The organism is Calditrichota bacterium (assembly GCA_016867835.1).
GTDB lineage: Bacteria > Electryoneota > AABM5-125-24 > Hatepunaeales > Hatepunaeaceae > VGIQ01.
The window spans coordinates 1-12,176 of the sequence record VGIQ01000086.1 but is presented as its reverse complement, the minus strand read 5'-3'; the positions used below and the strand labels follow the sequence as shown (position 1 = coordinate 12,176).

The following is a 12,176-nucleotide window of genomic DNA, read 5'->3' as shown; positions in this document are numbered from 1 at the left end:
AAGACGCCCTTGGGCGGAAATGATGGTTCAAGCGGGAGCAACCGGCGCGCTGCCCGACCGCATCCTCCCCGCCGGTGGGGTGACGCTGATCGTGCCCGTAACAGCGGATCTGCTCGGCTTGCGGATTGGCGCCTATCTCACTGCCGTTATACCTTCGCCGATGATTGAGCATGGACGCTATGTCAATGGGCTTCCGGCCAATCCACTTATGCCCTTTGGTGCGAACAACTTCGGTCTGAAATTCGAGGGCGCCCGGCAGCCCGCCTCTGCTATTTGGAGCGGGGAAGCCACGCTGGTCCATCGCATGCCCATCGGATACAGTGAATTCGGGTTGATCGGGTGGAGCGAAGCCAAGCCGATCATCTGGGAAGAGACTCCCGATGCTGTCATCAAGCCATTGATTATAGGACAGAGGGACGCCTTTGGGTGGCAGGCGCAGCATCGCTGGATGCACGAACAGTGGCGCGCGAGAGTGGCGGCGATACAGATTGCAGTTTCCGAGCCGAAACATCTGTATGATGATGTCCGAACCTTACACCGTCCGCTCCCCGAACCGCGCTTCCGGGCAATATGGGAAGCGGGCTGGCATGAGACCTACTGGAACGAAGTCTTCGAAGCCGACATCGCTCTATCCGGTCAGGTATTCAGTCGTTTCGAGAGCCGCCTTGCCCCTCGCGACCAACGGCTCGGCGACGCCTATCCCATCGACCTTCGCTTCACCGGCCGGATCAAGCAATTCAATTTTTACTATGCCATCCACAACATCGGCGCCTTTCCCTACCATCTCGTGCCCTACTACCGGATGATGCACCGGGAAGAATACTGGGGTATCGAATGGACGCTATTCGATTAATATCAAGTTACCTCAAGCAGCGAGATATGGCATTGCAAGTATCGCGTAGGGGCGATATCCGAATCGCCCATAATCGGTTGATTGGTGTCGGCGGATTGGAATCCGCCGCTACGCCTGCCAAATACTTGGCGTCTAACCTCTGAGGGCTTGCCTCGGCGCTGAGGGTGCCGAGATTCGTTTCTTGCATTCCCGCCTGCGATCACCGATATTATTCAGAATCGCCAACCGAGGCCGGAGTGCCTCAGACTATAGAGGTAGGTGAGTGACGAATGAAGGTCGTGAACACTGGGGGACCAGGGCCGGCTTTGTGCTGGCGGCGGCAGGCTCGGCAGTCGGACTCGGCAACGTCTGGAAGTTCCCGTTCATCACCGGGATGTATGGCGGAGCGGCCTTTGTCCTATGGTATCTTGTTTCGATCCTGATCATCGGCCTGCCGGTGATGCTGATCGAGTTTGCCGTTGGACGCAAGACCCAGTTGAACCCGGTCGGTGCGTTCCGGAAATTAGCCCCCGGGTCGGCCTGGCCGTTGATTGGTGGCTTGGGAGTCCTGGCCGGGTTTGTGATTCTCTCCTATTACAGTGTCGTTGCCGGCTGGACGCTCGCCTACATCTATAAAGCCGCTGCCGGAGGCTTTGCCGGATTCCATTCGCCGCAGATTGCTGGTGAGGCTTTTGGAGCCTATGTTGCCGACCCTTTATGGCCGATCCTGACCCACTTATTGTTTATGGGTCTCTGTGTCGTTGTGGTTATGCGGGGGGTCAATCAGGGCCTCGAACGTTGGAATCGGGTTCTGATGCCGGCTTTGTTTGTTATAATCGTTCTGCTCGTCCTGCGCGGGATTACCCTCAAAGGCGCCGATGGTGCCGGCAGCGCGATGTCCGGCATAGCATTCCTGTTCAAGCCCGACTTCAGCAAACTGACCGGCACCGGCATGCTGGTCGCGATGGGACACGCATTTTTTACGCTTTCGCTTGGAATGGGCGCGATGCTCACCTACGGCTCCTATTTGAAGTCGGATGAAGATCTAATCCGGAGCGCGCTCTGGATCATCGTAACGGACACGCTGGTGGCGTTGATGGCGGGGGTAGCAATCTTTACCGCCGTCTTCGCGCTCGGTTTTGAACCCGGCGCCGGGCCGGGGCTCGTCTTCAATGTCCTACCGGCGATCTTTGCTGTGATGCCGGGAGGGTATGCAGTCGGAATACTCTTCTTCATACTTCTCGCGATAGCCGCTTTAACTTCGGGCATCTCGCTCCTGGAAGTGGTTACGGCTTATCTGGTCGATCAGAAGGGCTGGAGCCGCCGGCGGTCAACGGTGACCGTCGGTTTGGTGATTTTCATTCTCGGCATACCTTCAGCGTTGTCGTTCGGTCTGCTTGGGTCGGTCCAGATCTTTTCAATGACGCTCTTCGATTTCTTCGACTACTTGTCGTTCAAATACATGCTTCCCTTGGGGGGGTTGCTGATGGTCTTCTTCACGCTGCTTCGCTGGAAGCCTAAGTCGCTTCTCGACGAATTGTCACGCGGTCGGAGAGGGCTTACAATCAAGGCAGGAGCGGCATCGGTTTTGCTCATCATATCAGCAGTTTTCGTGGCAATCACGTTCGTCGCGGGGTTGATGGGCCGGAACTGACCGGCTATGGCGCCTATCCGATTTTAGAAGTGGGGAATATGTTCGCCTCCAGCGTGAAGATCGCCGCGACAATTGCGCTGTGAGGCGACTGAGGTTAGATTGAAAGGGTGCCGAGTCACCCGATAGCAGCGGGGGGAATAATCACACCAGGAATGAGTTGATGAGCACAGGTTCACACCTTTCGGTTTTCGACAACGCACTCAAGCAGTTTGACCGTGCCGCCGGAATCCTGAAGTTGACTGCAAATCAGACCGCCGTAATCAAGGAGCCGCGCCGCATCGTCGAAGTAAACCTACCGGTGCGGATGGATGATGGCAGCATTCGAATTTTCAAGGGTTATCGGGTCCAGCATTCGATTCAGCGCGGCCCGGCCAAGGGGGGCGTTCGATTCCATCAGGATGTTTCGCTCGACGAAGTGAAAGCCCTCGCTTTCTGGATGACCTGGAAGTGCGCGGTCGTCGATATCCCGATGGGCGGTGGCAAAGGTGGCATTATCGTCGATCCGCGGACGCTTTCGCGCACCGAACTGGAGAATCTCTCGCGGCGTTACTTCGCCGAAATGCTCGACATGTTCGGTCCCGATCGCGATGTCCCGGCGCCCGATGTCAACACCAACGCACAGATCATGGCGTGGTTTATGGACACCTACTCGATGCATAACCGCGCTTACACACCGGCGGTCGTTACCGGCAAGCCGCTCGCCCTCGGCGGCTCAGCCGGTCGGGAGGCAGCCACCGCACAGGGGATGGTCTATTGCGTCCGGAAGGCTGCCGAGCACCTGAAGTTCGACCTCTCGAAGGTTGCCGTCGCCGTTCAGGGCTTTGGCAATGCCGGATCCTGGGCGGCCAAACTGCTGCGAGGCGATGGAGTGACAATCAAGGCGATCTCGGACATCGCGGGCGCATTCTATTCGGAAAGCGGGATCGACCCCGACGTCGCCATAGCCCATGTAAAGAAACACGGCACGCTGCGCGGTTTCGACGAGACCCCGGGCGTTTCGGCGATGGCTAATCCGATGGAACTGCTCGAACTGCCGGTCGATATCCTGATCCCGGCAGCTCTCGAGAATCAAATCACCGGCGATAATGCCTCTCGCGTCCAGGCCAAGGTCATCGCCGAATGTGCCAACGGGCCGCTTTCGCCGGAAGCGGACGAGGTCTTCGAGAAGCGCGGCACCTTTATCATCCCCGACATTCTCTGCAATGCCGGCGGGGTGACGGTCTCGTATCTCGAGTGGGTGCAGAACCGGATGGGCTACTACTGGACCGAGTGGCGTGTCAACGAAGACCTGCACCGCATTATGGAGCGGGCCTTTGACGGCGTTTTGGCCGCGTCGCTCGAGTTCAAGGTCCCGATGCGGACGGCAGCCTTCATCGTCGCAATTCGACGGGTGGCCGAAGCAGCGGAATTGCGCGGTCTTTACGCCTGATTGGCAGGGTTCCAGGCGGGCGGGTTGAAGCCCGCCTGCCTGCGGATTGCGGGGGGAAATACTCTGACGGGAGGGAACGATGATTCCTGTCGAAGTCGTCTGCCCTTATTGCTCGAAGAGTCTGATGAACGGCGAGCATCCCATCAAGGAAGCGCCGTCGATCGCGCTCTGGGGCCGGCTGCCGTCATCGGAGGGCGGCGCCGAAGGGTTGATCCGCCTTTCGGCTTTCTATGGCGATTACCAGATTGAGACAACGCTGGTGATCCCCGCCGACGTTGTTGTCGAGTTCATCTGCCCCTTCTGCAGGCACTTGCTGGCCAGCACTCGCGGTTGCGAAGCCTGCCGGGCGCCGATGGTGGCATTGCAGTTTCCTCGCGGCGGCAGGGTGCAGTTTTGCAGCCGTCGGGGCTGTCGCAAGCACCTGATCGAATTCGATGACACTGAAGAGCAGTTGCGCGCCTTTTATCGCGAGTATTCACCTTTCATCGAAGGGTAGTTCCTCCTTATTGCCGGCATCGCAGCAAAGCCGGCTGTTGAGTTGGTTCAGTTTGTTTGCGAATAGCAAGTCTTCTTTGCACGGGTTACGTTTATGTTAATCACGTCAGTTCTGCTCGGCTTGATACTGGTCGTGCTGGTTGCCAGCACCGATCAGTTCAGCCGATTTTTCATAGATGGACGACTCGGTTTTGCCGGTCGCGGAATCTCGATCATCATTGTAACAATATGGCTGGCCGCTACACTGGCCTGGATAGGCTATTGGTGGTGGCGGCTTCCCATTGTCGGAGGGATGATCACGATGATATTCATCCTCACTCTTGTGCGGCGAATACGCATTAGTCGTCTGGAACGGAAGCTCTTTTCACAATTGTCGAAGTAACTGGATAGGAGATTCGATTTGCCTCCGCACCAGAGGGTCTGGAATTTCAATCCCGGGCCGGCGGCTTTGCCGCTGGAAGTGCTCGAGAGGATTAACGCGGACTGGTTCAACCATCGCGGTTCGGGTATGAACGTGATGGAAATGAGCCATCGCGGGAAGGACTACGAAGCGATCCACAACCAGGCCGTCGCGCGGGTCCGGCAGTTGCTTGGCGTTGGCGAAGAATATCACGTCCTCTTCATACAGGGTGGCGCCAGTCTGCAGTTTGCAATGGTGCCGCTCAACTTCCTCAGTGAAGGTCGAACCGCCGACTACCTGCTCCAGGGCGACTGGTCGAAGAAGGCGATCAAGGAAGCCAAGGCGATCGGCAAGGTCAACCTCGCATGGGAAGACCCGGAAGGGACTTACAACCACCTTCCGCGCCGCGGCGACATCAAGTTGACGTCCGGCGCGGCATACTTCCACTACACCTCGAACGAGACGATTCGGGGCACCGAGTTTTTCGAGCCGCCTTTGCAGGAAGGCCCGCCCATCGTCTGCGACATGTCGAGCGATATCTTCTCACACCGCCTCGACGGCCGTCAATATGCCTTGATCTACGCCGGGGCGCAGAAGAATCTTGGCCCTTCGGGGGTAACTCTGGTGGTTGTCGCAGACAGTTTCCTGAAGCAGGCGCGCGACGGCTTGCCCACAATGCTCTCCTACCGCACTTATGCAGGGGAAAACAGCCTCTACAACACGCCTCCGACCTTCGGCATCTACGTGATGAGCCTGGTGCTGGACTGGATCGCTATGAACGGCGGGCTCGAAGGCATGGAGAAGCGCAACCGCGCAAAGGCGGAGTTGCTGTATGGCGCTATGGACAACTCGGGTGATTTCTACCGCGGGACGGTCTGGAAGGAATACCGATCGTGGATGAACGTCTGCTTCCGGATGCCTTCCGAGGGATTGGAAGAGGAGTTCCTCAAGGAAGCCAAGCCCAAGGGATTTATCGGCCTCAAAGGGCACCGCTCGGTCGGTGGAATCCGGGTTTCGCTCTATAATGCGGTGCCTGTTGAAGCGGTCGGGGAGTTGGTCGCATTCATGAAGGAGTTTCAATCCCGGAAGGGCTGATTGTCCCTTTAAGAAACGCTACAAGTAGTGTATTCGGGCGGGTTGAGCCCATTCTCCAGTTATCCCAAACTAATGTCAGCACGAATTCTCATCAACGACGGCCTCTCGGTGGAAGGTCTGGCACTACTGAAGGATGCCGGGTTCGAGGTAGATGCCAGCAATATACCCCAGGCGGAGTTGCCGTCCCGTATCGGTGATTACGACGGTATCGTAGTCCGCAGCGCTACCAAGGTGACCCGTGAGGTGATCGAGGGCGGTTCACGGCTGAAGGTAATCGTTCGCGGAGGCGTAGGAGTCGATAACATCGACGTCCCGGCAGCCGAAGCGCGCGGCGTCAAGGTGCTCAATACCCCTGCCGCTTCGTCGGCATCGGTTGCCGAACTGGCGCTGGCGCACATGTTCTCGCTGGCACGGTTCATCCCCGACGCAAATCTTACGATGCGGGAGGGCAAGTGGGAAAAGAAGAAGTATGCCGGCGGGATCGAACTGGCAGGGAAGACCCTCGGCATCCTTGGCATCGGGAGGATCGGCTCGGAACTGGCGAAGCGAGCGCTCGCGCTCGGTATGAAGGTTATTGCCTACGATCCTATCGTTACCACGACCGAACTAAATGTTCGCCTGACTGATCGGGATGAGGTGCTGAATAGCGCCGACTTCCTCTCGCTTCACATTCCAAAGCAACCCTTCGGTCCGGCTATCGGGGCTGCTGAAATAGAAATTATGAAGCGCGGCGCCTACCTGATCAACTGCGCCCGGGGCGGGGTTGTCGATGAAGGTGCGCTCCTCGAAGCACTGAACAACGGCCATCTCGGCGGCGCCGGGATCGATGTCTTTGAGCAGGAGCCGACGTCCAACCTCGACCTGATCCGACATCCAAAGGTCTCCGCGACGCCCCATACCGGCGCATCGACCATCGAGGCGCAGGAGCGGGTTGGTGCCGAGGTCGCTCTGTTGTTGAAGGAATACTTCAAGTAAGGCACGACGACATAGGATTTTAGAAGAGCGCGCTCCCCACGGGTCGCGCTCTTTTTGTGACCCTCCCCCCCTTGACAGGAACCTTGGACCACACTATTATGTAAGTGGTATATAAGTCCATAGCCCGTTCAAGTTCAATTCGACGCCTCCAAGGATAAGATGAACCGCGCCCCCACTCACTTCTTCGCTGCCAGTGCACTGGCGGTGCTGCCAGTTGCAACTGCCTTAGCCAACCTCGTCATCGAGCCGCCGTTCGGCAATCTGATCCAGTTTCCCGACACCCGTGTCGGGCAGACCTCGACGATCGTCTATACCGCTACCGATCGCGGCGGCGGGCCCTGGACGATCAATCTCTCGAGCAATAACAACCAGTTCGTTGTCGAGCCACGGCAGACCTTTGTGCCGCAGGGGGGACAAGCCCAGTTTCGAATCAGTTTCACGCCGCAGCAGGTCGGCCAGGTCAGCGGCATGCTGACCGGCGGAATCTCCGATGGCGAAGTGATCCAGCGCGTCTCGGTTCAGATGCGGGGCAACGGCATCGAGGCGCGTCAGGAGGCGCTCATTGCGACCGATTGGGACTCGCTCGAGTTCTTCCTCTGGGTCGATCTCTTCGGCTCGCTCTGGGAGGAGACCTCGCTCACGCTCGGCATCGTCAACGAGGGCAATGCCGAGTTGGTGGTGCAGGATATTGCGCCATCCGTCAACTGGCTGACCGCTCAGCCGCGCGCGGTCCGGGTGCCGGCCGGCGAGGTGCGGGAGATTCAGTGCGAGATTCCGGTCGAGTCTTGGGAAGCTATGGAAGTCGGCCTCTATCGGGGCAATCTGACCATTACCAGCAACGCCGCCAATGCCGGACGGCTCGTCCTGCCGGTAATCTTCGACCGCGGGTTCGTGCCGCATTACCGGCTCATCCTGCCCGAAGAACCGCCCGCAAGCGATCACGTCCTCTTCGTCTTCGATGCCGGAGTGGGCGATGAGGCGCTCGATCAATATGACGAAATAGCCGTCTGGACTCCGCGTGGTGCGCTCGCCGGCGTCGGCTGGCTGGAGGACGAGTGGCCAATATCGTTCTTCGCCTGGGGAGAGGGCAACGGCTTCCCCGGCTTCCGCCAGGACGAGGCGTTCACCTTTACGATCTGGGATCACGATGCGGAGCGGGAGTTTTCTGCCGAAGCCGAATGGCTCGACGGGCCGGAGGTCTTCGAGGGTGGAGGCATCTCGAGCCTATTCCTTAACGGCGCCGAGCCGGCACAGGAATTCCGTATTCCCCTGGCGCGGGGTTGGAACCTGATCTCCCTGCCGATCGAGTTTGATGAGCGGTATCTGGTAGGCGGACTACCCAACATCGTTCGGATTTGGGCTGAAATCGTTGGGAGGGAGAACTTGCTGCTATCCAAGGATGAACGAGGCCGGTTCTACAACCCTCGATTTGGATTCTCCAACATACCTTACTGGAATGCACTCGAGGGTTATCATGCCAAGTTGGCGAGTCCCGACACGTTGGTCGTCTATGGCTGGCGGCTGCCGGGCGACGCCATAGTCGAAGCGGGTCAAGGCTGGAATATGGTCTCCTACCTGCCGCAGCGGGCGATGCGGATCGATGCGGCGCTGCAAGACCTGACGGCACGCAATCTTCTGCAGATCGCCAAGAACGGACGGGGAAATTTCTACATTCCGGCTTTTGGTTTCGGTGGCGATATCATCGTCAACCCCGGCGAAGGCTTGATGATCCGGGTGGTGCAGGATTGTCAGTTCCAGTATCCTGTCGATCAACTGTTTGGAGGAGGCAGGATTGCAGTTGGAGCCGCCGAACCGAAGGCGTCTCTGCCTCACAAGACTGCGATGCAGCACTTTCCCGAGCCGCCCCAATCGGGCGAGACCAATATGTCGGTGCTCTTTCTATCGTTGCGCGAGGTCGAGGTGGTGGAAGGTGCGGAGATCGGCGTCTTTACGACGGAAAATGTCTATGCCGGCGGCATCGCCATCGAAGGCAATGGGCCGTGGGGATTTGCGGCTTGGGGAGACGACTCCTATACTGAGGAGGTCGTCGAAGGCTTCCGTGCCGGAGAAGCGATGACCTTCCGGTATTGGGATCCGAGGTCGGACTGGGAACTCCCGATGAGCGTCGTGTCGGTTGAAGGCCGGCCGGTCTATGAGGCGAATGGCTTTCTGGCAATCGACGGCTATGTCAGCGTGGATGAGACGCGCCTCGATCTTCCCACCGCGTTTGCGCTCTCCGAGGTTTTCCCAAATCCGTTTAACGCAAGGGCAAGCCTTGCATTCGACCTGCCAACGCAGCGCGAGGTGCGGCTGTCGCTGCATGACCTGACCGGTCGGGAGTTGGCGATTCTTGCTCGGGGCCGATATTTGGCCGGGAGGCACCGTGTCGAGTTCGACGCCTCGCGCCTCACAACCGGCGTCTATTTGGTGCGAATCGAAGCCGGAGCCGACCGGGCGGTGCAGAGGGCAGTGGTGATGAAGTGAGAAGAAAAGCAAGCGAGTGAGAGAGCAGGACTTGGCGCCGTGGGCAAGTGTCCAAGGCCTGTCATTCGAAAGACGCAGGCTAATTATCAGGAGGGATAATGCGAACCACAATCATCGCGGCGCTGATCGCAGCGCTCGCCGGTCAGTTGCCGGCGCAGGAGGAGGTCATCCAGCGCATTCCGCTCCATCGGCACTGGAACCTGATCTCGCTGCGGGTGGACCCGGGGGATGACTTTCGTGAGGGAGGTCGGGTGTCGATGCGACGAGTAGTCGCCAGAATCGAAGACCGGATACTGCTGATCAAGGACAGTGAGGGCAGATTCTGCCTCATCGGGCGCGGATACTGGGGAATCGAGACGTGGGATGCAGAGAAATGTTATTGGTTCAAGATGGCAGAGGAGGCTACGCTTGAGGTGACGGGGGTTGAGATTCCCTTCGACCGTCCGATATCGCTGCGGCGGGGATGGAACTCGGTCGCGTTCTATCCGGACTACGGGGTGGATCCCTATGAAGCCTTGGATGGCTTAAGGCAGTTTGTTCAAGGTGATGAGAATGTCTTCATGAAAGACGGCTACGGACGCTTTTATCATTTTCGGTTTCGCTGGAACTATGTAGAACCGCTGCGTCCGAATGGAGGAGTGATGATAAAGATCGAAAGGGAGGCGGAATTTCGCTGGCCCGCTCGACAGTGAACTCGAGCCCCACATTTGCATCGCGAGCCTGTTTCACGAGCGCCTGTCCGCCTTGACAGGCGCTCGTCCGTTTTGCTAACTTGAAGCCAATAGACCGAATCATCCCAATCACCTATCAGGCAGCACAATGGCCAAGATCGCCTCCTTCCGCGGCTATCGCTTCAATCCCTCGACCGTCGGCGACCTTGCAAAGGTCGTCACCCAGCCCTATGACAAGATCGACGACGCCCTGCGCGACGACTATATGCAGCGCAGCGACCACAACATCATCCGCATCACCAAGAACCCGCCCCGTCCCGACGACACCTTCGCCGACAACGTTTATACCCGCGCGGGGCAGGTCTGGGAGCAGTGGATCGAGGAGCGCGTCCTCATTCGTGAAGGCGGCCCGGCACTCTATCCCTACCATCAGGAATTCACTGTCGAGGGCCAGACTTATGTCCGCAAGGGACTCATTGCGCTGGTGGACATCGACGACGAGAAGTCGGCCGTCCGGGCGCACGAGCAGACCCTTTCCGGCCCCAAAGCCGACCGGCTGAAGTTGATGCGCGCCACGGAAGCGAACGACGACCTGATCTTTATGCTCTATGACGACCCGCAGCGCCAAATCCTCGAATGGCTCGAGCCCGAGACGGCTTGGGCGTCGCCCGTCGCGCAGGTAACCGACGACTTCGGCGCGGTGCATAAACTCTATCGGGTTACCCGCCCGAGCCTGATAGCCGACATCAATGACTTCCTCGCCGGGAAGGAACTCTTCATCGCCGACGGGCATCATCGCTATGAGACGGCGATGAACTACCTGAAAGAGGCCAAGTCGCGCAACTGGAAGCCGATGGGTGCCGAGTCGTTCGACCACCGGATAATGGCGCTTTTCAATCTGCACGATCCGGGGCTGGTCGTCCTGCCAACGCACCGGGCGCTCCATTCGCTCGCCGGATACGATGGCGGCTCGTTCATGACGAAGGCTGCGACGCAGTTTGCTATAAGTGAGTATTCGAGCCGGGAAGCGCTCTACGCGGCGATGGACGAAGCCGCCGCGGGAGGACGGGTCGTTATCGGTTTTGGATCGGAGGGGCTTGCCGGGTATCGTCTGTTAACGTTGAAAGACCCGGCGACGATGGATGCGCTCGTGGCGGATCACTCGACGGCTTGGAAACGGCTCGATGTGACGGTGCTCCATGTGGCGCTGCTGGAGAAACTTCTCGGCATAGACGCCGCAGCGCTGGCAGCCGAGTCGAACATCCACTACATCCGGGGGCGCGACGAAGCCCTTGATGCGATCGGTCAACACGGCATCCAGTGCGCGTTTCTGCTGAATCCAACGCGGGTTGAGCAAGTGGGGGAGATTGCGTCGGCGGGTGAGCGGATGCCGCAGAAATCAACCGACTTCTACCCGAAACTGCTGACCGGGCTGGTGATGATGAAGATGACGATCGACAAGTCGGCGGGACTGGCGGTCTGGGAAGCGGAAGGGTAGAAGAGTATTTGAATATCTTGGGAATAAGGACTTTTGCCCGTCTAACGCATCAAGACAGCTTTGACGGTGCGGGAATGGGTGCCGGCCTGAAGACGCAGGAAATAGATGCCGGAGGGAAGTGAGAAAGTGCTAAAGTGCGAAAGTGCGAAAGTATGACTTCCGGGGGATAGAGGGCCGTCGTGGAGGCGGAGGACTTCCCTCCCGTCGAGCGCGTAGAGGCTGAGCCGGACGGGCATGAGACCCCCCACCTGCGCACTTGGAGGGCGGACATTCTTGTCCGCCCTTGGGGCGGGCAGGTATGCCCGCCCTACAAGTTTAACTGTCACCGTCGCCTGATCGTTGAACGGATTAGGAGCAATCGTAAGCGAAAGTGGATCGTCATCCCCGCTTCCCCCCTCGTCATCCCCGCGCAGGCGGGGATCCATTCCGAATTCCGCATTCAGCATTCTCACATTCACCGCCCACCTTTGCACATCCTCCTCCCACGCCTCCTCGCCGACCTGCTCCCGCGCATATCCGCTTACTATGTATCTGCCTGTATCAGCAAAAGAAATGGACAAAGTGGACTCAATGGATAAAGTGTCCGCTCCGTCCAGTGTCCACCAGAACTGAATCGAGTCGTTATTGGCATTGAAGGGGATCA

General features: G+C 58.5%; 10 protein-coding genes. All 10 read left to right on the top strand.

Features of this window, described 5'->3' with window-relative positions; translation table 11 throughout:
- The first annotated feature begins 19 nt into the window (after positions 1–19).
- The 10 genes from FJY67_08955 to FJY67_08910 all read left to right on the top strand — a co-directional run bounded on the left by FJY67_08955 (position 20) and on the right by FJY67_08910 (position 11,533).
- A complete protein-coding gene (locus tag FJY67_08955) occupies positions 20–853 on the top strand; it encodes a hypothetical protein (GenBank protein ID MBM3329580.1) in 834 nt (277 codons plus the stop codon).
- A 262-nt stretch (positions 854–1,115) separates the two neighbouring features.
- On the top strand, positions 1,116–2,486 hold the full coding sequence (locus FJY67_08950; GenBank protein ID MBM3329579.1) for a sodium-dependent transporter: 1,371 nt from the start codon (positions 1,116–1,118) through the stop codon (positions 2,484–2,486).
- Positions 2,487–2,646: 160 nt separating this feature from the next.
- A complete protein-coding gene (locus tag FJY67_08945; GenBank protein ID MBM3329578.1) occupies positions 2,647–3,915 on the top strand; it encodes a Glu/Leu/Phe/Val dehydrogenase in 1,269 nt (422 codons plus the stop codon).
- Positions 3,916–3,994: 79 nt separating this feature from the next.
- Positions 3,995–4,411, top strand: a complete 417-nt coding sequence (locus FJY67_08940; protein ID MBM3329577.1) for a hypothetical protein — start codon at positions 3,995–3,997, stop codon at positions 4,409–4,411.
- A 93-nt stretch (positions 4,412–4,504) separates the two neighbouring features.
- Positions 4,505–4,792 (top strand): hypothetical protein, encoded by a 288-nt coding sequence (locus FJY67_08935; GenBank protein ID MBM3329576.1) that lies wholly within the window; start codon positions 4,505–4,507, stop codon positions 4,790–4,792.
- An 18-nt stretch (positions 4,793–4,810) separates the two neighbouring features.
- Complete coding sequence (gene serC, locus FJY67_08930; GenBank protein ID MBM3329575.1) at positions 4,811–5,905, top strand: 3-phosphoserine/phosphohydroxythreonine transaminase; 1,095 nt, start codon at positions 4,811–4,813, stop codon at positions 5,903–5,905.
- Between the two features lie 72 nt (positions 5,906–5,977).
- A complete protein-coding gene (locus FJY67_08925; protein ID MBM3329574.1) occupies positions 5,978–6,880 on the top strand; it encodes a 3-phosphoglycerate dehydrogenase in 903 nt (300 codons plus the stop codon).
- A 159-nt stretch (positions 6,881–7,039) separates the two neighbouring features.
- Positions 7,040–9,364, top strand: a complete 2,325-nt coding sequence (locus tag FJY67_08920) for a T9SS type A sorting domain-containing protein (protein ID MBM3329573.1) — start codon at positions 7,040–7,042, stop codon at positions 9,362–9,364.
- A gap of 98 nt (positions 9,365–9,462) precedes the next feature.
- The gene (locus FJY67_08915; protein MBM3329572.1) at positions 9,463–10,056 is read left to right on the top strand and encodes a hypothetical protein; all 594 of its coding nucleotides are present in this window, start codon (positions 9,463–9,465) and stop codon (positions 10,054–10,056) included.
- 127 nt (positions 10,057–10,183) lie between these two features.
- Entirely contained in the window at positions 10,184–11,533 is a 1,350-nt protein-coding gene (locus FJY67_08910) for a DUF1015 domain-containing protein (protein MBM3329571.1), read from the top strand.
- Positions 11,534–12,176: the final 643 nt, after the last annotated feature.

Bases quoted from the DNA above. Each gene is read 5' to 3' on its own strand.
- FJY67_08935 (MBM3329576.1), top strand. From the start codon at position 4,505: ATGTTAATCACGTCAGTTCTGCTCGGCTTGATACTGGTCGTGCTGGTT.
- FJY67_08910 (MBM3329571.1), top strand. From the start codon at position 10,184: ATGGCCAAGATCGCCTCCTTCCGCGGCTATCGCTTCAATCCCTCGACC.
- FJY67_08915 (MBM3329572.1), top strand. From the start codon at position 9,463: ATGCGAACCACAATCATCGCGGCGCTGATCGCAGCGCTCGCCGGTCAG.
- FJY67_08940 (MBM3329577.1), top strand. From the start codon at position 3,995: ATGATTCCTGTCGAAGTCGTCTGCCCTTATTGCTCGAAGAGTCTGATG.
- FJY67_08925 (MBM3329574.1), top strand. From the start codon at position 5,978: ATGTCAGCACGAATTCTCATCAACGACGGCCTCTCGGTGGAAGGTCTG.
- FJY67_08955 (MBM3329580.1), top strand. From the start codon at position 20: ATGATGGTTCAAGCGGGAGCAACCGGCGCGCTGCCCGACCGCATCCTC.
- FJY67_08920 (MBM3329573.1), top strand. From the start codon at position 7,040: ATGAACCGCGCCCCCACTCACTTCTTCGCTGCCAGTGCACTGGCGGTG.
- FJY67_08945 (MBM3329578.1), top strand. From the start codon at position 2,647: ATGAGCACAGGTTCACACCTTTCGGTTTTCGACAACGCACTCAAGCAG.